Source organism: Brevibacillus borstelensis (assembly GCF_036700025.1).
In the GTDB taxonomy this organism is placed as follows: domain Bacteria; phylum Bacillota; class Bacilli; order Brevibacillales; family Brevibacillaceae; genus Brevibacillus; species Brevibacillus borstelensis.
In genome coordinates this window covers 2758732-2777635 of record NZ_CP144922.1, presented here as the reverse complement: position 1 = coordinate 2777635, position 18904 = coordinate 2758732, and the positions used below count along the sequence as shown (strand labels likewise).

The 18904-nt window shown below is 50.9% G+C and carries 25 protein-coding genes; 15 read left to right on the top strand and 10 right to left on the bottom strand.

The genetic code is table 11. The features are described from left to right. The first annotated feature begins 86 nt into the window (after window positions 1–86). The 5 genes from V5G20_RS13075 (at window position 87) to V5G20_RS13055 (ending at window position 3487) form a co-directional block, all read left to right on the top strand. A complete protein-coding gene (locus tag V5G20_RS13075) occupies window positions 87–446 on the top strand; it encodes a response regulator (RefSeq protein ID WP_122958329.1) in 360 nt (119 codons plus the stop codon). Window positions 447–598: 152 nt separating this feature from the next. Then, window positions 599–1297 (top strand): peptidylprolyl isomerase, encoded by a 699-nt coding sequence (locus V5G20_RS13070; protein ID WP_003385687.1) that lies wholly within the window; start codon window positions 599–601, stop codon window positions 1295–1297. Window positions 1298–1385: 88 nt separating this feature from the next. Continuing rightward, window positions 1386–2165, top strand: coding sequence for a hypothetical protein (locus V5G20_RS13065; protein WP_003385688.1), 780 nt, complete (start codon window positions 1386–1388; stop codon window positions 2163–2165). A gap of 6 nt (window positions 2166–2171) precedes the next feature. After that, window positions 2172–2732, top strand: a complete 561-nt coding sequence (locus V5G20_RS13060) for a hypothetical protein (protein ID WP_003385689.1) — start codon at window positions 2172–2174, stop codon at window positions 2730–2732. Between the two features lie 113 nt (window positions 2733–2845). Beyond that, window positions 2846–3487, top strand: coding sequence for a cell wall hydrolase (locus V5G20_RS13055; RefSeq protein WP_003385690.1), 642 nt, complete (start codon window positions 2846–2848; stop codon window positions 3485–3487). A 319-nt stretch (window positions 3488–3806) separates the two neighbouring features. On the opposite strand, the gene V5G20_RS13050 is transcribed toward V5G20_RS13055, so the two are convergent. Continuing rightward, window positions 3807–4571 (bottom strand): SDR family NAD(P)-dependent oxidoreductase, encoded by a 765-nt coding sequence (locus V5G20_RS13050; RefSeq protein WP_122958330.1) that lies wholly within the window; start codon window positions 4569–4571, stop codon window positions 3807–3809. A gap of 162 nt (window positions 4572–4733) precedes the next feature. On the opposite strand from V5G20_RS13050, the gene V5G20_RS13045 reads away from it, so the two are divergent. Then, complete coding sequence (locus V5G20_RS13045) at window positions 4734–5042, top strand: YfhH family protein (protein WP_024984089.1); 309 nt, start codon at window positions 4734–4736, stop codon at window positions 5040–5042. Between the two features lie 122 nt (window positions 5043–5164). Further along, window positions 5165–5614 (top strand): DUF441 domain-containing protein, encoded by a 450-nt coding sequence (locus V5G20_RS13040; RefSeq protein ID WP_024984090.1) that lies wholly within the window; start codon window positions 5165–5167, stop codon window positions 5612–5614. A 2-nt stretch (window positions 5615–5616) separates the two neighbouring features. On the opposite strand, the gene V5G20_RS13035 is transcribed toward V5G20_RS13040, so the two are convergent. Next, complete coding sequence (locus tag V5G20_RS13035; RefSeq protein WP_003385694.1) at window positions 5617–5937, bottom strand: iron-sulfur cluster biosynthesis family protein; 321 nt, start codon at window positions 5935–5937, stop codon at window positions 5617–5619. 100 nt (window positions 5938–6037) lie between these two features. Here V5G20_RS13035 and V5G20_RS13030 point away from each other — a divergent pair, with 100 nt between their 5' ends. The 3 genes from V5G20_RS13030 (at window position 6038) to V5G20_RS13020 (ending at window position 8279) form a co-directional block, all read left to right on the top strand. Beyond that, entirely contained in the window at window positions 6038–6178 is a 141-nt protein-coding gene (locus tag V5G20_RS13030; RefSeq protein ID WP_170208365.1) for a hypothetical protein, read from the top strand. 87 nt (window positions 6179–6265) lie between these two features. Continuing rightward, window positions 6266–7315, top strand: coding sequence for a DUF2515 family protein (locus V5G20_RS13025; RefSeq protein ID WP_122958331.1), 1050 nt, complete (start codon window positions 6266–6268; stop codon window positions 7313–7315). A gap of 22 nt (window positions 7316–7337) precedes the next feature. Continuing rightward, on the top strand, window positions 7338–8279 hold the full coding sequence (locus tag V5G20_RS13020) for a hypothetical protein (RefSeq protein WP_338463442.1): 942 nt from the start codon (window positions 7338–7340) through the stop codon (window positions 8277–8279). A gap of 41 nt (window positions 8280–8320) precedes the next feature. Here the strand turns inward: V5G20_RS13020 and V5G20_RS13015 are convergent, their stop codons facing one another. Together V5G20_RS13015 and V5G20_RS13010 are read right to left on the bottom strand one after the other, a co-directional pair. Beyond that, complete coding sequence (locus V5G20_RS13015) at window positions 8321–9163, bottom strand: DUF1444 family protein (RefSeq protein ID WP_338463441.1); 843 nt, start codon at window positions 9161–9163, stop codon at window positions 8321–8323. A gap of 81 nt (window positions 9164–9244) precedes the next feature. Beyond that, window positions 9245–10444 carry a DUF3900 domain-containing protein gene (locus V5G20_RS13010; RefSeq protein WP_003385702.1) on the bottom strand — a complete coding sequence of 400 codons (1200 nt, stop codon included), beginning with the start codon at window positions 10442–10444 and terminating at the stop codon, window positions 9245–9247. Window positions 10445–10595: 151 nt separating this feature from the next. On the opposite strand from V5G20_RS13010, the gene V5G20_RS13005 reads away from it, so the two are divergent. After that, the gene (locus V5G20_RS13005; RefSeq protein WP_003385704.1) at window positions 10596–11444 is read left to right on the top strand and encodes a serine/threonine protein kinase; all 849 of its coding nucleotides are present in this window, start codon (window positions 10596–10598) and stop codon (window positions 11442–11444) included. A 24-nt stretch (window positions 11445–11468) separates the two neighbouring features. On the opposite strand, the gene V5G20_RS13000 is transcribed toward V5G20_RS13005, so the two are convergent. The 3 genes from V5G20_RS13000 to V5G20_RS12990 form a co-directional block, all read right to left on the bottom strand. Next, window positions 11469–11624, bottom strand: a complete 156-nt coding sequence (locus V5G20_RS13000) for a hypothetical protein (RefSeq protein WP_327927641.1) — start codon at window positions 11622–11624, stop codon at window positions 11469–11471. A gap of 38 nt (window positions 11625–11662) precedes the next feature. Next, a complete protein-coding gene (locus V5G20_RS12995; RefSeq protein WP_003385708.1) occupies window positions 11663–12859 on the bottom strand; it encodes a DEAD/DEAH box helicase in 1197 nt (398 codons plus the stop codon). Between the two features lie 203 nt (window positions 12860–13062). Continuing rightward, the gene (locus tag V5G20_RS12990) at window positions 13063–13206 is read right to left on the bottom strand and encodes a hypothetical protein (RefSeq protein ID WP_003385710.1); all 144 of its coding nucleotides are present in this window, start codon (window positions 13204–13206) and stop codon (window positions 13063–13065) included. A 120-nt stretch (window positions 13207–13326) separates the two neighbouring features. Between V5G20_RS12990 and V5G20_RS12985 the strand changes: the two genes are divergently transcribed. Beyond that, on the top strand, window positions 13327–14394 hold the full coding sequence (locus V5G20_RS12985) for a phosphodiester glycosidase family protein (RefSeq protein ID WP_031932876.1): 1068 nt from the start codon (window positions 13327–13329) through the stop codon (window positions 14392–14394). Window positions 14395–14404: 10 nt separating this feature from the next. Further along, a complete protein-coding gene (locus V5G20_RS12980) occupies window positions 14405–14911 on the top strand; it encodes a DUF6886 family protein (RefSeq protein WP_251238071.1) in 507 nt (168 codons plus the stop codon). A 67-nt stretch (window positions 14912–14978) separates the two neighbouring features. On the opposite strand, the gene V5G20_RS12975 is transcribed toward V5G20_RS12980, so the two are convergent. Together V5G20_RS12975 and V5G20_RS12970 are read right to left on the bottom strand one after the other, a co-directional pair. Further along, window positions 14979–16550, bottom strand: a complete 1572-nt coding sequence (locus V5G20_RS12975) for an ABC-F family ATP-binding cassette domain-containing protein (RefSeq protein ID WP_003385713.1) — start codon at window positions 16548–16550, stop codon at window positions 14979–14981. A gap of 26 nt (window positions 16551–16576) precedes the next feature. Continuing rightward, window positions 16577–17452: a HEPN domain-containing protein gene (locus V5G20_RS12970; protein WP_003385714.1), complete on the bottom strand. Its 876-nt coding sequence runs from the start codon at window positions 17450–17452 to the stop codon at window positions 16577–16579. Window positions 17453–17681: 229 nt separating this feature from the next. Between V5G20_RS12970 and V5G20_RS12965 the strand changes: the two genes are divergently transcribed. Then, entirely contained in the window at window positions 17682–17831 is a 150-nt protein-coding gene (locus tag V5G20_RS12965) for a small acid-soluble spore protein P (protein WP_243014290.1), read from the top strand. A gap of 96 nt (window positions 17832–17927) precedes the next feature. Then, a complete protein-coding gene (locus V5G20_RS12960; protein ID WP_039070974.1) occupies window positions 17928–18668 on the top strand; it encodes a hypothetical protein in 741 nt (246 codons plus the stop codon). Here the strand turns inward: V5G20_RS12960 and V5G20_RS12955 are convergent. Continuing rightward, window positions 18665–18826, bottom strand: coding sequence for an aspartyl-phosphate phosphatase Spo0E family protein (locus V5G20_RS12955; protein WP_024984100.1), 162 nt, complete (start codon window positions 18824–18826; stop codon window positions 18665–18667). The genes V5G20_RS12960 and V5G20_RS12955 overlap by 4 nt on opposite strands. Between the last annotated feature and the right edge of the window lie 78 nt (window positions 18827–18904).

Genomic DNA, 18904 nt, shown 5'->3' with positions numbered 1-18904 from the left:
CGATCCTTCAACGTTGCGCAGGTTTAGTCCTGCGAGCGAATGGGTATATAGTCCCTGTACACCAAGAAGCAAGGAGAGAACAATACATGGCTAAGATTTTAGTGGTTGACGACGCAGCGTTTATGAGGAAGCAACTGACTGATATTTTGCAAAAGGGCGGGCACGAGGTCATCGGACAAGCCGAGAATGGTCAGGAAGCCATTGAAAAATATAACCAATTGAGACCGGATTTGGTGACGATGGATATTACCATGCCGGTAATGGAAGGCATTGACGCTGTAAAGGGAATCAAGCAGATTGATCCGGGAGCAAAAGTGATCATGTGCTCCGCGATGGGTCAGCAGCACATGGTCGTCGCTGCGATTCAGGCAGGGGCAAAAGACTTTGTCGTAAAACCATTTCATCCTGACAGGGTTCATGAAGCGATAAAAAAAGTGATCGGCTAGCATGCTCTATCCTCTCTTGCACGAGAGGATTTTTTTCTTTCTTCATAAGTTTCCTCAACTTTTCCATATCCCTGCCGCATTTTGACGAGATGGTGAAGTGTATGATAATGTGTGTTGTGAATCAAGGATATTACGAAAGGATGGATGACTAGATGAAGAAATCCTTACTGGCTATCTTCACGATTGTGCTCTCAATCGGACTCTTGATCGGCTGTAGTTCCAATAACGAGTCTACCTCTCCGGAAAATACAAATAATCAACCGACTCAAGAACAGCCGAAAGAAAAGGACAAGACCCCGGCTCAGCCGGCGCCTCCGGGAAAATATAAGGAATACCCAGCCATGTCGATCGACACGAACAAGAAGTATACTGCAAAAGTATCGACCTCTTTGGGAGATTTTACGGTGGAGTTGTTTGCCAAAGACGCTCCCAAAACAGTCAACAACTTTGTTTTCCTGGCGAAGGACAAGTTCTACGACAACCTGACCTTCCACCGCGTGATCAAAGACTTCATGATCCAGACCGGCGACCCGAAAGGCGATGGAACCGGCGGCCCTGGGTACAACTTTGAGGATGAACTCAACAACGGCCACAAATATGAAGAAGGCATCGTCGCGATGGCCAATGTCGGCCCCAACACAAACGGCAGCCAATTCTTCATCGGATCAGGGAAGGATGTCGAGGGACTGAACAACTCGCCTAACTACACCATCTTTGGCAAGGTCGTAAGCGGCATGGATGTAGTCCACAAAATCGCCGCCGTCAAAGTAAAAGCAAACCCGCTCATCAACGAGCAAAGCGTACCGGAGCAACCCGTTACCATCAAAACCATTACGATCGAAGAAAAATAATGCATCGAAGCCGTCGGTTAAAACCGGCGGCTTTTCTTTTGAAACTTTTACCAATCCCGAGCGTCTATTTCTTTTGAGGTGTACATGGATGAAGAAAAAGACAATCTTTGCAGCCAGTGCCATCTGGCTTGTCATGTGGGTTCTGAGTATCGCTTGGTACGAGCACAAAACCCTCAGTGAACTGTATATACTGCGCCACTACGAGCGCCTGCCCCTCTTCAATGAAGGATATGTATGGAATCTATCCTTCGTCAAAAATACGAATGACCCCCGAGAGGTGCGAAGCATTGTTGTACCCGGTTTTCCTTCGGCGATCCGCGCCTCCGGCGGTGACGGCAATTATCATCTAGACAATTATGTGAGCTATCGCGGAGTTCAATTTATCATTCCAAACGAATCCGACATTCCTAAGAAAATAACAGAGCTGGAGGTCACTTTTTCGGATGGCTCCTCGCAGATGGTCGACATCGGTGAGCTTTATCTGGATGAAGAGCGGGAAGGAGAGCCTTCAACAGTATTAAGCGGTTATCACAGCAGAGGCTCGGAAAATGAGGGCAGCGCCACTTCCCGATTTGCAAAAGATGCACTGCTTACAAATGTAACCTTCCTGCCCGCCGCCGTATCCGCAAAAGATTTGGAAGTTTCGATCAATGACTCCCTGTGGGAAAAGGGCAAGACACTCTCTTTCTCGAAAGGGGAGCCGCTCAAGGTTTCTTATCGCGTAGTATCTGAGGACGGTGTGAGCTTCGCCGGAACGATACATCTGCACTTCCGAACTTCTGATGGCACTGAATTCGTAGAGGAAGTGCCATTCCGCGCCAGAAGCGATCGCGATCAACTACTCCAAGCCATCCGGAAAGGAAGATAACCCGTCGTGTATCGAAAAGCGTATTTGCAAATATGGTGGGGCTTGCTTTTTCTCTTGATATCCTTCCGTGTGCAAGGGATTGATCTGTTGCCTGACTTCATCGGTTACGTGCTGCTCTTTCTCGGATTCCGAGCCTTGGTCTCGCTACATCTCCGCTTCCGTACGGCCATGTTTATGACGGTCCTGTCCGTCATTTATCGGGTAGCCTTGACAGTCATTCTCCCCGGGAGCGAAGAGGGAAAACCGATACTTTCTTATCCCTTGACACCTTTTCTCGAAAGCATTCAAACCATATTTCATTTCCTGATAATCTACACCATGTACCAGGCGATCTGTTCCGTCGCCAAAATGCAAGGCTCCCTCGACTTTGCCCAGAAGCTCGAAGGGGCTCAAAAAATACTGTTATATGCGTTTCTGGCAGTGGCGTTTACCTCGCCGCTCCTCCCCCATTCGGTCGACGGAATAGTTGCGCTTCTCTTTATCCCGCAGCTGATTTTTATCTTCTGCTGTTTGTATTCCCTCATCTTGGTCCGGCTTGCAGCACGCCAATCAGCAATTAGTAAATAGTTCTATGGAACCAATCTCCTATTGAACCACTTCCAATCCACAGGTAAACTGGCACATGACCTGATTCGCTTCCGCGACACACGAGCAAAAAGCGAAAAGGAGTGGTTTTGATCGTGATGACACGAGAAGCGCGAATGCGCTTTTTCTTCTTTCTAAACAGCTTTGTTTTATTGTTGCTTTGTTTGTTTGTCACCCCGACGAACGCAACTGCCCCCCAGATTATCAAGTGGGGACCCTCTCTGCCGTTGAAGGGTGACATGCAGCCAGCGAAAGCCGAGGTGGCGGACAAGCAATCTTCACGGAATGGTTCAAAACCTCGCATTGCAAAAGAAGAACGCACATCCGTTCGAGCGAGTCGAGACGATCAGCGGATCGCTATTCGAAACGGAAAAGCAAGAATCTCGAAACGAGATATGGAACTGTTAGCCCGGTTGGTTTACGCGGAAGGCCGGGGAGAACCGTATGAGGGACAAGTGGCCATCGCCGCGGTCGTGTTGAATCGGGTAGAGTCTCCTCAATTCCCAAACACGGTTCGAGAGGTCATTTTTGCCCGCAATGCATTCTCGCCCGTACAAAACGGCCGTTTATCACAAAAAACGAATGAGACGGCGAGAAAGGCTGTGAGCGATGCGGTCAACGGACGGGATCCTTCTGGGGGAGCTCTTTACTTTTTCAATCCAAAAACGGCAACGTCGGATTGGATCTGGTCCAGAACGCCAACGCTCCGTATCAAGAATCATGTGTTTGCCCGATAAGGCCGGACATCAGATTTGTGAATTAAATTTAATATTACTTTATTTTTATTTTATCAACAGTTAACCTTTTTCTGTTACATTTCTATACGTAAGCACTTTTTCAACGCATTGAGAAAAGTTCACGATTTCTCACAGTACGCATGATTAGGTCTCTTGATTATCTAGTTATGCCTACTGTGAAAATGCCGGATGAAGATCGTTGCTTTGGGTGAGAGCAAAGCAGCTTCTTTTGGGCCAATCGACATTTTTCTCAATCGCCCCCAAAACTTGGCATTCCCCTTGGGAGTGCTGTTTTTTTTGCAAAAAAAGAGGGTTCTGTCTAGAACCCGTAAACGGACATCCCTCCATCAACTGCAATTGTCTGGCCGGATATGTATGCAGCAGCATCGGAAGCAAGGAAAATCGCCGGCCCGACCAAATCCTCTGCATTTCCGATCCGTCCGCTCGGAGTACGGCTCAGCACTTCCTGCAGAAATGCTGGATCATCCAGGAGCTTTTCTGTAAGCGGAGTCCGAAAATACCAGGGAGCGATCGCATTTATGTTGACGCCGTACTTGCTCCATTCCAAGGCAAGAACCCTTGTCATATGAATTACCCCGGATTTGCTCGCACCGTAGGCTACTCCCGTCCGCAAGGCGACCAGCCCCGCTACCGAGGCAATATTGACAATGCGTCCGTACCTCTGCTCACACATGATTCTGCCTGCGGCCTGGCACATGCGAAATGTGCTTTTCAGATTAAGATCAACGACCTTGTCCCAGTCCTCCGTTGATACGTCTAGCGCTTGTTTGCGGATGTTCATGCCGGCGTTGTTGATCAAGATGTCCCAGCGACCCCATTTTTCCATCACCGAAGCAGCTACTATCTCCGGAGCCGCGTCCTCTGTCAGGTCTGCCTGGATCGCAAAAGCTGTACCACCCATCTGTTGGATCTCCCGTACCACTTCGCGGATATCCGTCTCTGTGCGAGCTACGCAAGCCACCTTCGCCCCTGCTTCGGCCAATCCCAGCGCCAACGCTTTGCCAATGCCTCTGCCTGCTCCGGTTACGACCGCCGTTTTTCCTGTTACATCAAATCGGTTCAAGTTCCTCATCCTCCTCTTCGTGCTGAATTTTGCTGACTTTATCCTCTATACCTGGTCTTTCTATCCTATAAGTGCTTTGCCGACCTCGTTTAGCATTCGCCGTACATAGTCAATTCCCCTGTTTCCTGTTACAATGGAAGGCATGGAAAGGAGGTCGTCGGCGTGCGATTGTTAAGTCAAATGACCTTGGCTGAGCTGCAGGAAGAGATGGAGCGTCTGCGCCTCTTGATCGAAGAAAATAAGCAACTCGGCGACTCGTCGCAATTGGCCATCTATCGCCAAAAGTTTTTTATGGCCAAATCGTATTACATCGGGACCGATGAATTTCGGATCGGCGGAACCTATCGCGTCCATGAGCACGATCAACCATTTACGATTGAGTATTTCAATGGCGTGTTTGCCTGGGGGAAATTTCCCGATTCACCCGAGGCTGTCGGTTTCCCTGTCGGAATGCTGGAGTTGTGGGTATAGCTGGTGTATGTATGAAAGCCGGTCTTGGCAGATACAAGACCGGCTTTTCTCATGAAAAGATTGCCACGACTCCGCTTTACTCGGGTATAATAGGGGCAAAAAGAAAGAGAGTATTTGTAAACATGGACATTATTAATCTGATGCTGCTAGCCCTGCTTGCCATGGGCATTCTCGGAAATAACTCCGCTGTCTCCATCGCCGTCGCTGTATTGCTTCTGGTCAGGCTGCTCCATGTTGAGAAGGCCTTTCCCTTCCTGGAACAGTATGGCTTACAGATCGGCATCATCGTGTTGACCATCGGCGTCTTGGCGCCACTGGCAAGCGGAAAGATCAGCCCGCAGACCATCCTCTCTATTTTCACCCACTGGCAGTCGATTGTCGCCGTTTTTGTCGGGATATTCGTTGCCTATTTGGGAGGCAGAGGAGTCACCCTGATGACAGCAAATCCATTGGTCGTGACCGGCATTCTGCTAGGTACGATCATTGGCGTGACGTTTTTTCGCGGTGTACCGGTCGGTCCACTTATCGCGGCGGGTATGCTCGCCTTCATTTTGCAATTCTTCCCCAAGTAATCTTACTCCCATCTTCCTTTGACACGCAGCCCATAGGCGACAATTTGCTCAGGGGTTACCAGTCGGAACCCCTGCTGCTCCCGATAATCGACAACGAGCGAATCACTCCCGATGTAATCCACTGTCTCTGCGTCCAACAGGAAGGTTACACCTGCTTCTTCGGTTATCTGGTCACTTGGGGCGGGGTCATCCCAAAACAAGCCATATTCGACGGTCATCCCGCAGCCTCCCACCAATTCTCCATTGATCCGTACTGCTTGCCCCCTCTCTGCGGCCATAGGACGCAGAATCGCGATTGCTGTCTGTGTTGCTGTTATCTTCATCTGTGCTCACCACTCCCGGGTTCGGCTTTGTTGTTGATGCATCATCTCTTCCATAATAGCATACAATGGTTGAAAGGCTTTTTGGAGGAGACGATCGTTTATGAACATCTACGAGCAAGACGGCATGTTTATCGCAGAAATGGAATACCAATCAGAGCGTATCATTAAGTTTGGGAAAACATGGGAAGAGGCCAAAGAAAATCTATTGGTGCGTCTTCTCGTACTGGAAATGATAGGATAAAAAGCGGGTCACCACGGCGGCCTGCTTTTTTACTGGAACGGTGGATGAAACACAACCGACAGACTGATATCAGAAAGGCAGATCTGGATGAAACCAATTCTTACAGAAGAGCGCGGGCTGGTGGCAGAGATCAGGCGCGCAACGAATGAAGCCAATCGGAACAACCTCACTCGCACCAAGGCGTACCTTGATTTTTTTCAGAAGCATCCTGAGGTGCATTGGGCATTGCTAGCCCATCTTGTCTCTCGCAATGGCGGGTGGAATATGACCGATCTGAAAGGAGAGTGGCTCCCCCGTCTCATGGACGCAAGTGAGGTGGAGCGGACGTTTTGGTTTCTCGAACGCTGCAACTGGCTTATTTTCCACGATGCCTACGCCCAGCTGCTGCTTTACGAAAAAATGAAAGACGCGAATGAAGACTTGACTCTTTTCCTGCCGGATCTGGGTGTTTCACGCTTTATGCAGCCGATTTGGCAAGACTTTCTACACAAACGCGACAGCCAGCTTTTGACCCGTGCGCTGATCGTCAATGAACAGCAGTACATTGAGCAAAGAGTAGTGGACAAGCCCTTTGCGCAGAAGCACATTTTCTTTAGCCCGGCTTTCTTTGCCCAGTCAGTCCTCTCTTTGAATCAGGTACTCTTTCCTTACAAGGAGCACCCGACCGATCGCAGACTCCGCATTTGCGGCATGACCGTTCAACGCTTTCCTTCCCTGGAGCAGCGCATCGCTACGGGCAAAGCCTTGTACCAACTGCTCTTTGACAATCCTGTCCGCCTGGCAAAAATATACGAATGGGCGCAGCGGATTCCCCATTCCGGTTCGCGTGCCGACTACTGGCCCCATCTCTTTTCGCCGCGGCCGCATGCAGTGGATGCGCATGTCGCATACACCCCGCGAATGGAAGGCACGGAGCTTCGTCCCGGCACTCACAAGCTGTACAGTCCGACACTGACTGCCGCTTGGCCTGATCAGGAGCATCCGCCTGCAGACGGGGTAGACTGGTATCGCGACGACAAATGGCATGCGGAGTTGGATGAGCGGTCTGATCTGCCTACCATTGACGAGGAGAAATACATCCGTTCCCTGCATATGATTGAGTGGGGCGTCAGATTTGTCACTGCTTTTAGCCCATAGAAAAGGCGGGAGGCTGTGTTTGATGCAAGCGGCTGTACGTTTACAGAAGCAATACATACTGGACTGTCAATTGCCGTCTGGCACCTTTCTACTGGGGCCTGATCGAAAACAGGTCAACCCTTACTTCACGAATCTCGCCTTGATCCCCCTGATCAGACTGGGTGAATGTAAAAACGTGCAGAGCCATGCAGATTGGTATTTGCGGAACAGGAATGAACACGGCTATGTAAATGACTTCCTCGTTCGCGGCGAACGCCTGGAAGACACGGGCACGGCAGACAGCGAGGACAGCTACCACGCCACATGGTTCAGTCTGGTGGCAGAATTGATGCGGTACGAAGGCGACAGGGAATGGTTGAGAGATCGTGAGCAGGAATGCTTGGAACTCCTGGAGGGAATCGCCCGTTTGCAACAGAAGGACGGTTTGACGTGGGCGAAGAGCTCTTATCGGGTAAAATACTTGATGGATAACTGCGAGGTCGCAAAGGGGCTGGAGGATGCCACATTTCTGTTCTCCCTGCTCGAAAACCATGCAGCCTGCAGAGAAGCAAAGCTCCGGGCAGAGGCCTGCCGGCAGGGAATCCTCCGGATGTACAGTCCGCTGCGAAAATCGTTTGCGGTCTTCAACCGCAGCTTCCCCAATTGGCGCAAATGGTACCCGGATGCCACTTCACAGGCGTTTCCCATTATGTACGGCATTGCTCCGCCAGAGATCGCGCATTCGCTGTATCAGCGTATCACAAGCTCCTTTCCACAGTTCGAACGGTTCCAGACGGACGATCCTTACCCGTGGATGGCGATGGGTGTCTGCGCGTTGCGGATGGGCGATTACGCGCGGGTAACCCGCATGCTCGATACCGCCCAAGCCTTGTACATCGAAGGGCCTCGCCGTCCCTACTGGCTCATCCATGAAGCTGGCCGCTTCATGGAGCTTGCGCTGGAGACGGGAGATGTCCGCTTCTAGGCGAGAGAATAGCCACGAGGAGGCCGAGGCTCCAAACGGCCTTAGCTCTTGGCTCCGGGTCCGGCCCCTTTCTTCTTTTCATGCGTGACGACAACGATCGGAATAAGCTCCCCAGCTTCCCAGACGAACGGAAGCGGCGAGATCGGCATCGAGCTCTTGGATGCAAAGTCATAGGTGAGTCTGGACAGCAGTTCAGCCCCCGAGTCGCCATGCAAATCACCGAAGATCAGTACATCCGGGTGGGGAATGGCGACACCCAGAACATCTCCTGTCCGAGACGCTTCCATCTCTTCGATGAGCGAGGGCAGCAGTATTCTGCTTGCCGCATACCCGTCCGCAGCCGCAATAAAGGTGATTGTGTTTGGCCCTACTTTTTGCTGCTTTTTCGGGATCGGCAGTTGTTGCAGATTGCTGATGGCATGCCGATGCAGCTCTTCCGCTGTCCAACCGGCACTGACGAGCATTTCCTGTTCGATCAGGCGATAGCCTTTTGCATCGTCCAAAGCGTACAGGATCGACGTTTGTTCCGTATGCGTGCGATGGACCCAGCGCTCCGGGTTTTTCTTCACAAACGAGGAATGCCTCAGGACGGGATATATATGGCTTTCCGCACCTTTCAAGGTCATCGGCTTCAAATGTCCCTGAACAATGGCGAGCACACGCCTGGCGAACGCCTGCGTCAGTTCGGCAGCTTCCTGCGGAGTCTTTTCAGCTCGGACAAAAAGCGGCGTTAACGGCAGCCCAGCGATCAATTGCTTGCCTGATTCAGTTTCCACGATACGGATTTCTCCTTCCCCTCCCACACAAGAAAGACCTGCCGGAAGCTGTCTGTTCAACAATTCCACCGTCTTTTGCATGAGAGATTGTCGATTGGTGTTTTCCATGACCTATCCACCCGTTTCTTTTTGAAAGTATACTCCTGTTGGCCGCAAGCGAGCCTCCGTTTCACCTGCTGTTGCCGAGCTTTAGTCCCATGGCGGGGTGTCGTCGGGAGGTGTTTGCCGATTTGTTGGGATACCTTGAGCGGGTTTGCCGGGTCCGGCATCCGCGTCATTCCATGGCGGCTTCTCGGAAACAGTTGGCGCATACGACTGGGCGTAGCCTGGGCCAGGCTGGCGACTCTCCAACTCTCGAACAATTTCATGCAGATCCTTCGGCTTTAAAAACTCGACGGGAGACACCCCTCTTTCGAACTGCAAAAAGTCCCCATCCAGCAAAATGACGTATCGGCCGTTCACTTTGGCGATATGAAAATTGTTCCCGTAATCAGCAAGCAGCGCTTTTACCTGCATGTGGTCCAGCTTGCACTTCAGCTCAATTTCCGGCTGCCTGTCGGTAAGAATTTGGGCGGCTTCCATCACCGTCTCATGGTCCCATTTTTCCGCCAGTTCGCGCTTCGGGCTTGCAGCAATCAGCTCGATCTCTTCCTCCGCCCGCTGCCGCTCTTCAGAAGCCTCGGGGTAGACGAGCTCGATATGCTGCCGGGCCAGCGTGAGCACTTCCTCCGAAATCAGTTGCGTCACCGTCTGCGGGTACTCCACAAAGCGCAAAAATTCCTCAAAATAGCGAGCATGGGAGAACTGGTGTATTTTGACGTGATACGGGTCGTTCATGCCGGTTTCAATCATATTCGGATACATCAAGGACTTCATGTTTTTGGCATTAATAGCCATTTGCACATTGGAAATGAGACTGTGTTCATCGGTAATTACCGCTGTTTTCTGTTCAAAATCGCACTTGAGGATGAAGACGAACGGCTCGTCCAAGGTCTCCAACCGGGTCCGCACCACGATCAGGACCCCGCCTCTCACTTGCGATGTACGCAGATACGATTGCACCAGCTCCTGCGATGGCTGCTTGCTCTCTCCTACGGTGACGGCCTGGAGCAAACGATTCAGCAGGGCATAGTTGGGGTTCGCCTCCAGCGGATGGCCCTCTTCGATCACAAACCGGCCCAGTTTGGTCGGGCTTGCTTCACTCTTCGGATTCATCTCTGCCTTTCGCTTGGCGATGCGGGCAAACTCGCCATCCAGAAACTCCCGCAGTTCACTCTTCTCATATTCATCTCCAGACAAATGGCGGGTCATCCGTACCTGCTTGTTCCCGCTCTCTTCCTCCGGCTGTTCGATGAGATAAAATGAAAGCCAATCGATTACAAAATTCATACGCTTCCGCTCCTGTCTGACAAGTAACAGAACTGATTATAACAAATGGCGGAAGAAACGGTCAGCCTTTTTCGGAGCATGAAAGGCGCTTCCTTTTCAAATGGACCCGCTGCCGCTTATGGTATGATGGTTTCAGGAGGAGGATCTATTCATGTGGAAACGACTGGTCGCTTGGTGGAATGAAACCGTTCGAGACAAGCCCTATCCGATCGGGACTCGCATCGGGAAGTACACTGTCGATCGCGTACTCGGAATGGGCAGCTACGGGATCGCGTACCTTGCCTGTGATGAAGTGACAAGTGAGCTGATCGTCCTCAAACAGGTAAAGCCTAGCCTGCGCCATAGCCCAAAAGGAGAAGCCATGCAAGCATACGAGCAGCGTATTCTCCAGGCTCTTTGCCACCCGCAAATGCCTCGTTTTATGGAACGGTTTCATTTTCGGGGTGATTCCTTTTTGGCGATGTCATATATAGAAGGACCGACGCTGGAAGAACTGCTGTTTGACGAGCAAGCTGTCCTCGGCGAGTACGAGGCGGCCCGATTCATGCTCCGGGTCGGCGAACTTGTCTCCTATCTGCACAAGCAAGGGATCATTCATAGAGACGTGCGAATACCGAATGTGATCTGGCAAAAGGGGACCCCTTACCTGATCGACTTTGGTCTGGCGCGCTTTTACGGAGATTCGCCAACCTACATCGCAGATGACATGAGCAGCTATCCGGAGGAAAAACAGTTGAAACGCCGTGTTGAACCTGCAAGCGACCTTTACGCCCTCGGGCACTTCTTTCTGTTTCTGCTTTACACCGGGTATACGCCGCCCGAGAACCAGCCAGAGCGAAGCTGGGAAGAAGAGCTGACACTTCAGCCGGAGGTCTCCTCGATGATCAGGCGACTCCTGCACATCGATCAAGGCTATGCCGATGTGGACGAATGGCTGCATGAGCTGAAAGCCTTTATCCGCAACCAGAAGATGAAAAAGAGCAGCATACCCTCGTCATAGCTTGGGGTATCTGCTCTTTTTGCATTACTCGCGGATTGGCTCCTGCTTGGCATTCTCCATTTTTTGCTTGAGTTCCCCCGCTTCACGACGCAAGGTCTGACGCTCATGCTTCGAGAGCTCTTCTCCGCCGGCGGGACCATTGACCAGCAAATCTTCCTCATACAACCGATCTTTGCGCATGGGAACCTCCTGTGGACAAAAGAATGGTGAACCCACTCCTACTTTGTTTCAAAACGCCGCTTCTTATGTACCGGACGTCTTTCGTTTGAGACTTCCCTGGCCTGTTCGGGGTCGAGCAATTGCCCGTGAGACATGACCTTTTCCATGATGGCAAGCCCGGTTTGCTTTGAAAATTTCCGGAGAATAAACAGTTCCTGGGGTGTGCTGATGGAAAAGACGAGTCCAGCCCTGCCCATTCGCCCTGTTCGTCCGCTGCGGTGCACGTATGTATCGGAGTCAGGGGCTGGATCAAAGTGAACGACGCACTCCACTTCCGGTATATCCAGGCCCCGTGCCGCGACGTCTGTCGTGATCAAGACCGGATACACGCCTTCGCGGAACTGCTGCAAGGCCCTGGCCCTCTCTTCTTTACTCGTGTCGCGGTGCAGGAAACGGCACGGCAGGTGATGGTATTCCAGCTTGGCGACGATCTCCTCTACCTTGTCGATCTGGTTGACAAAGACGATAGCCGCCCGAACATTTGCCAACCGCAGAAGACGCCGCAGGGTGTCCACCTTTTTCCGCGGTTCGCTGACAAGATACATGTGAACGACGCCAATGGCATTCTCCGGCCCCGATGCCCTGATCAAAGCAGGATCGTTTGCCATTTCGGACGCTAGTTCGATAACCGCGTCAGGGAGTGTCGCAGAGAAAAAGAGCCGCTGGGTATCCCGCATCACCCGGCGCATCACTTCCTGCACGGATCGAAGGAAGCCGCTATCCAGCAAGCGATCTGCCTCATCGACGACGACTGCTTTGACTTCATGCACCTTTACCTTGCGACTTTCCAAAAGTTCAACCAGTCGACCGGGGGTGGCAGCTACGAGTGAGGGGCGTTTCTTCAACCGCTCCAATTGGCGCTTTACGTCCACTCCTCCGATGATTGCCGCTGCCGACATGTTTTTCTTGGCAAGCAAGCCTTCCGCGACCTTCGTAATTTGCATGACGAGCTCGTGCGTAGGTGCCAAAACGAGCAGTTGTATGTCTTTGGACTCAGTATCCAGACGATCGATCAGCGGGAGCAGGTAAGCAAGCGTCTTTCCCGTTCCGGTAGGTGATTCAACCAATGCATTTCGGCCGCTCTGAATGAGAGGAATCGCTTCCTCCTGTACAGGCGTCGGCCGCTCTATTTTTTGCTCTCGCAAAGCATCCATCAACGGTGCGCTTAATGTAAAATCTGCAAACGTGGTGCTCACAAAAACCCTCCTGGCATTGCTTTATCGTGCTTGGGTAAGCTTACCACATTTTGCGCCTGTGCGAAACAGCGCGGTTTCTGCACTCGCCCAAGCCAACCTTGCCATTGCCGGGCAGTATCATTGTCCTGGGCAACTCCTCATCTTTTCAACACCGTCTTTGCTGTGAAAAAAGCGAAATCCGCCTGGAGGATTTCGCTCATCGGTCACCGATTGTTCGAGTCAAGACGGGTCTCCCGCTTTTCCATCTTGTCATGCCGATCCTTCTCCGTCCGTTGATTATGGGTTCCCGGGGGATTTTCCCGATACGCCTCCACCTCGTTTTGAAACTCTTCATCATAGCCGCGCATCACTATCACCTCCTGCGGTTATTTTGTCCGGATGTTGCTTTTCTGTTTCACGAAACTTTTTTACGCTCCGTTCGTCAATCTATTACAGAGAACTTATTACATTTTATAGGAAGGGTCACCATGCAAACTTTATCACGCACTCGTACGAGAAAAAGACGCCAACGACGAAACCGCCCCTGGCGGCTATTGAAACGCCTTCTATTTATGGGCACGATGACCGCCGCTACCTTTATGCTTCTCGGAGCTACATTTCTGTTCACTACCGACACGGGAGAGGAGCTTCGGGAATGGGCCGCAGGCACGCTGCTGACGACTCAGCACGATTACTGGGCGCCTTATACATTTTTGCCGGAGGAGAAGCTGGAGGCTCTCAAACAGCAAATCCGCAATCCCGTCGTCATTAACTCGGCAGACGAAACCACGAACACGCCAAAGGATGAGCCGGTGGATGGACCAGCTGCTGTAGCGATTCCGGAAGTAAAAAAGGAATTGATTGAAATCGAGGAAATCGACGAAAAGCGCAGCAATTATTACTTTAAAGGAAAGATCATGTATATCAGCGATCCGAAACGCGTTCAACTGCTCGTCTCCAATCGGAAGGATCGCGGCGAGCTGCTCGATGAATTTGTCAAAAAGCACAACGCTCTGGGAATTGTAAATGCGAGCGGCTTCTCCGATCCCGATGGTTACGGAAATGGCGTCAAAGCGTTTGGACTTTTGATCAAGGATGGAAAGATTTTGCAGAACTACAACGCAAAAGGCGGGGAAACAGCGCTTGGGATCACTTTTGACGGGAAGCTGATCACAGGGAACTACACAGCCCAACAGCTGGTGGACATGGGCGTGAAAGACGCCATGAGCTTCCGTCCGCAGCTCATCGTCAATGGAAAAAATCTGTTCGCGGACAAGCCGGCAAAAAGCTGGGGGATTCAGCCGAGGACAGCCATTGGTCAGAAGGAAGACGGAACGATCGTATTTGTCGTCATTGACGGACGCCAGCCTGGACATTCAATCGGCGCCAGCATGAACGATATCGCCGAATTGCTGGCTGAGCGCGGAGTGGTTACCGCGATGGCGATGGACGGAGGCTCGAGCTCGATGATGCTGCATAATAACGAAGCGATCACGAAAACGTCCTGCCCGTATTACCGCGGCCGCTATCTGCCTAATGCCTGGGCAGTTATATAGGAGGTTTGGCTTGTACTATCACTTTAGCGAAGACCCGTCGATCATCTGCTTTCATCCGCGACCGCATCCATCCCATCCGTCTCTGGCACCGGTAGTCTGGGCGATCGACCAGGAGAAATCCCCGCTGTACTTTTTCCCGCGGGACTGTCCCCGGATCGGGTTTGGCCGTTCGGCAAAGACCACGCCTGAGGATGCCGCCCGGTTTATGGGATACTCGGATGCTTCCATGATCATCGCTGCAGAGTCAGCATGGTATCAAAGAATCAAAGAAGCAAAGCTGTACAAGTATACGTTCCCTCCCAACCCCTTTGTTTGCTGGGATCATGGGGCCGGCTATTATGTTTGCCACGAGACAGTTACGCCTCTATCCGTGGAGCCAATGGGCGATCTGCTGGACTGCCTGACTCAAGCAAACGTGGAGCTTCGTCTCACTCCTTCTTTGAAGCCCTTGCCCGATTCCCTGCTCGATTCCACGATGCAGTTTTCCATGATCCGTCTGCGAAATGCCCGGCTGTAATGACCGGATTCAAAAATATCCGCAAACAGAAAACAGGCAGCCCGTCAAAATGGCTGCCTGTTTGTTATTACAATTTGATCGGTTTTTTGGCCTGATCGAGACTCCACTCTTCCACGTTCCAGACCTGTGTCACCCAGTCCTCGTAAAATTCGGGCTCGTGGCAGACGAGCAATACAGTCCCTTTGAACTCTTTTAAAGCTCGCTTCAACTCTTCCTTGGCCACAACGTCCAGATGGTTCGTCGGCTCGTCGAAAACCAGCCAGTTGGCCTCTCTCTGCAGCAGCTTGCACAGCCGCACCTTCGCCTGTTCACCGCCAGATAAAGCTGTCAGCGAACGATTGATGTGCTCGTTTTTCAGACCGCAGCGAGCAAGTGCCCCCCGTACTTCGTGGTTGTTCATGTGTGGAAACTCATTCCAGACATCATCCAGAGCAGTGACTGGCTTCGGCTTTACCTCCTGCTCGAAGTAAGCCGGGAACAAAAAGTCCCCGCGATCCAGCTTACCGCCCAATGGCGGGATCATCCCCAGCATTGTTTTTAACAACGTCGATTTTCCCACACCGTTCATACCGACGACTGCTACCTTTTCCCCGCGTTCGAGGCTGACCGTAAGCTTGGGCAGGAGGGGATGGGTATAGCCGATCGCCAAATCCTCTGCCGTAAAGACAAAGCGGCTGCTTGCACGGGCTTCCTTGAAAATGAAGGTTGGTTTTGCCGCAGTTTCCGGTTTGTCGATCCGCTCAATTTTTTCCAGCTGCTTTTGGCGGCTTTTCGCCCGTCCGGATGTAGAGGCACGAGCTTTGTTGCGGGCGATGAAATCTTCCATTTTGGAAATTTCTTCTCTTTGCTTTTCGTAGGCGTCAAAGTGCTGGGAGCGCTTCATTTCGGACTGAGCCAAAAAAGACTCGTAATTCCCGGTATACCGGTTCAATTTGGTGAACTCCAGGTGGTAAATCACATTGACGACTTCATTCATGAACGAGGTGTCATGGGAAATCAGGATAAAGGCGTACGGATACTCTTTGAGGTACCCTTTCAGCCAGGTGATATGCTCTTCATCCAGGTAGTTGGTCGGCTCGTCGAGCAAAAGCACGCTTGGCTTTTCAAGCAGAAGCTTGGCCAAAAGCACCTTTGTCCGCTGCCCCCCAGACAGTGCGGACACATCGCGGTCCAGACCGATGGCAGTCAAACCGAGCGCATTCGCGATCTCCTCCACCTTGGCATCGATCAGATAAAAGCCGCTGTTCTCCAGACGGTCCTGGATTTCTCCCATGCGCTCCAACAGCTCTTCCAGCTCTTCAGGAGTCGCTTCTGCCATTTTCTCGCCAATCGCCAGCATTTCGGCTTCTTCTTGCAGCAAAGGCAAGAAAGCATCCTTCAAAACATCGCGGATCGTTTTGCCCGCCTGCAATTTTGTATGCTGGTCCAAGTACCCGTATTGAACCTTCGGCATCCATTCGATTTTCCCTTGATCAGGAATCAACTGCTTGGTCAAAATCCCCATCATCGTGGACTTGCCCGTACCGTTGGCACCGACCAATCCGACCCGATCATTGGGCTGCAGCCGAAAATTGACATCGCGGAACAGTACGCGATCCGCAAAGCCATGTGATAAATTTTCAACGATCAAAACACTCATAAAGATCCTCCTGCAATATTCTTACGTCAAAAGGAGACGTTCTCAAAGAATTTCGGCTGATAACGCAATTCGTAGCTGGACCCTGTTAAAACTTGCTCATCGAGACGGCGGCGAAGTTCGTTTAACGAAATCTTTTCCATCGCCGTGTTCAAAATAACGGCACGGGCCATTTGCCTGAGCAGCTTGACTTCGTCAGCCAGCGAATCCCCATGCTCTTTTCCGCTGTGGACGATCTCAGAGCGATGGTTGTAGGAGCTCTTGACAAATTGTGCGATCTTTTCCCGCTTCTCGGGCGTGTCTCCGTAATAATACGCCATGCGGAAACGAAGCTTGTAGGTAATCTCCCCTTTTTTCCCGTCAGGGGCAAAGAGGGATTCCAGCGAGATCCAGAGATCGAGCAATTGGTCTTCCAGGCTCTTCTTTTCTAATGACAGGGAATAACGTCTGAGCGCCAATGACGGCAGCGTGATTCCCTCCTCCATAAGCGCGAGGAAAATTTTCTGTGCTTCTTCGTCAAACAAGTATTTATCTCCATCAAGCGACCGCTTGAGGTACGTAATGCCGTACACAGGAAATTTTGCTGTAATGATGTATGGGATCGAGCAGATTCCCCCGGTGGATGCCAGATTCAGCTTGTTTTCAATCTCTTCAATCCAAGTCCGTTCATCCGAATACTTTAATTCGTGCGTTTCCGCAGGATATTCCGCCAGCAAAAAGATACTCGTCAAGTCGACTTTTCGATCGAACAAATAGCGGCTTTCGTCCATCACGTTGCGAAGATACCGCGAAGCGACATTATACGGCTTTTCGGCACCAGAAACAAGATGAAATGATTTGGGAAGCTCGATGTGCAGCGGTTTCGTTGTAGTGGTATTAAAAATTGGGGCAATCAATGTCGGCATACAGTCATCTCCTTTCCTGCGTGAAAGCCCAAAAATCGAGTGAAATATCTAATCATACCATAACATATTCGATGACAACACGGTGCTTTTCGCAAATATGCAAGTATTTCCGAGATTGCCTTTTCACTGCCAACATGCTTGTACACAGACTTCCCTTTAGAATACCAGTATTTCCTATGGTTCGTCACTATTTGATTGCGGCATTCTAAAAAAGGAAGGAGTGGATACGATGGAAAAAAAGCATATGCTGGATGAAAATCCGCACCAAACCTACAATAACACCTACGAGCCGATGGAACAAACGGGCAGGCCGATGCCAGGCTCCAAAAAAGTAAAACAAGAAAACCATTCGCGTCAAATCAAGACACGGGAAGGATAGGGCTAGCCCCTTCCTGTTTTTTACAGTGCAAAGATTGAATTGTCCCACAAGGATGAACTATGATGATAACAGTATCCTTGTTGGAGGTCTACAATAATGATTTCAGTCCCTCTTTCGGGCGGCAGCCCTCTTCATCCTACCGTTACTTACAGCGTTTCTCCCCTATTTGAGGCAGCCGCCAGCCTTCACAGCTTGGCCCACACAACGCAGACAAAGGAGCATTCCGACTGGGCAGAGGAACTTCTGTCTGGCTTTGATTCAGAAGGGATCTTGAAAGAATGGGAGTACTTTGCTCCCATCTTTCGCGAGACAATTCCGGATGTTTTGGATCCTGTCCAGACGAAAGAGGTCATGTTCGTAGAAGACCTCTACGGCTACTTTGTTCAGATGCCAACAACATCTTTTACAAAAAGTTTTTTAACACCCGAGGATGGCAGAGAAATCGGCGATGCTCCTCCTGCCATCTATCAGGATGCAAGACAGGATGCCGAATTCGTCAAAGGTCGGTTCTCCCTATTTCTTTCAACGTATTGGCTGCTGTTTTTTGAGGAAAAATGGGAAAAAATCGCTCCGTTGTTTGTGAATGAAGCCGAGAACATTTACGAGGCAATACGCACGCCAGAAGGCTGTATGGCCTTTTTGCAAAAAGTTGCTCCGCTTTTTACATATCGTGAAGAAGAGCAAAAACTGATCTGTGACGATGGAACGACAGAAAACGTCCAGGCAGATCAGCTGATTTTGTGTCCAAGCTATTTTTACGATCAGGTTCGCCTCGTAAAAGAAGGATTATCCACATACCTCATCTATCCGATGAAGAAATGGAAAACGCCCCGTTAAGGGCGTTTTCCGTCTTGGATCATGTGCGCAACGATTAATTTATCCAGTTTTTGACTAATTTTTACGATTTCCGGGTCGAGAAAATTGTAGCCAGCGTTCTTGGCTGCTTGTTCCAACTGCCGGCGAACATCATCAATCATCTTTTGCGTAATCTCCATGGTGTCTACCCCCACCCGACTCGTTCTCCCACTATTTTACATTATTTGATAAACGGTGGAAAGGGGAAATGCTGAAAA

Excerpts from the sequence above, each read along its gene's own strand:
- V5G20_RS13075 (WP_122958329.1), top strand. The coding sequence starts at position 87 with ATGGCTAAGATTTTAGTGGTTGACGACGCAGCGTTTATGAGGAAGCAA.
- V5G20_RS13070 (WP_003385687.1), top strand. The coding sequence starts at position 599 with ATGAAGAAATCCTTACTGGCTATCTTCACGATTGTGCTCTCAATCGGA.
- V5G20_RS13065 (WP_003385688.1), top strand. The coding sequence starts at position 1,386 with ATGAAGAAAAAGACAATCTTTGCAGCCAGTGCCATCTGGCTTGTCATG.
- V5G20_RS13040 (WP_024984090.1), top strand. The coding sequence starts at position 5,165 with ATGGACATTATTAATCTGATGCTGCTAGCCCTGCTTGCCATGGGCATT.
- V5G20_RS13035 (WP_003385694.1), bottom strand. The coding sequence starts at position 5,937 with ATGAAGATAACAGCAACACAGACAGCAATCGCGATTCTGCGTCCTATG.
- V5G20_RS13030 (WP_170208365.1), top strand. The coding sequence starts at position 6,038 with ATGAACATCTACGAGCAAGACGGCATGTTTATCGCAGAAATGGAATAC.
- V5G20_RS13025 (WP_122958331.1), top strand. The coding sequence starts at position 6,266 with ATGAAACCAATTCTTACAGAAGAGCGCGGGCTGGTGGCAGAGATCAGG.
- V5G20_RS13020 (WP_338463442.1), top strand. The coding sequence starts at position 7,338 with ATGCAAGCGGCTGTACGTTTACAGAAGCAATACATACTGGACTGTCAA.
- V5G20_RS13015 (WP_338463441.1), bottom strand. The coding sequence starts at position 9,163 with ATGGAAAACACCAATCGACAATCTCTCATGCAAAAGACGGTGGAATTG.
- V5G20_RS13010 (WP_003385702.1), bottom strand. The coding sequence starts at position 10,444 with ATGAATTTTGTAATCGATTGGCTTTCATTTTATCTCATCGAACAGCCG.
- V5G20_RS13005 (WP_003385704.1), top strand. The coding sequence starts at position 10,596 with ATGTGGAAACGACTGGTCGCTTGGTGGAATGAAACCGTTCGAGACAAG.
- V5G20_RS13000 (WP_327927641.1), bottom strand. The coding sequence starts at position 11,624 with ATGCGCAAAGATCGGTTGTATGAGGAAGATTTGCTGGTCAATGGTCCC.
- V5G20_RS12990 (WP_003385710.1), bottom strand. The coding sequence starts at position 13,206 with ATGCGCGGCTATGATGAAGAGTTTCAAAACGAGGTGGAGGCGTATCGG.
- V5G20_RS12985 (WP_031932876.1), top strand. The coding sequence starts at position 13,327 with ATGCAAACTTTATCACGCACTCGTACGAGAAAAAGACGCCAACGACGA.
- V5G20_RS12975 (WP_003385713.1), bottom strand. The coding sequence starts at position 16,550 with ATGAGTGTTTTGATCGTTGAAAATTTATCACATGGCTTTGCGGATCGC.
- V5G20_RS12970 (WP_003385714.1), bottom strand. The coding sequence starts at position 17,452 with ATGCCGACATTGATTGCCCCAATTTTTAATACCACTACAACGAAACCG.
- V5G20_RS12965 (WP_243014290.1), top strand. The coding sequence starts at position 17,682 with ATGGAAAAAAAGCATATGCTGGATGAAAATCCGCACCAAACCTACAAT.
- V5G20_RS12960 (WP_039070974.1), top strand. The coding sequence starts at position 17,928 with ATGATTTCAGTCCCTCTTTCGGGCGGCAGCCCTCTTCATCCTACCGTT.
- V5G20_RS12955 (WP_024984100.1), bottom strand. The coding sequence starts at position 18,826 with ATGGAGATTACGCAAAAGATGATTGATGATGTTCGCCGGCAGTTGGAA.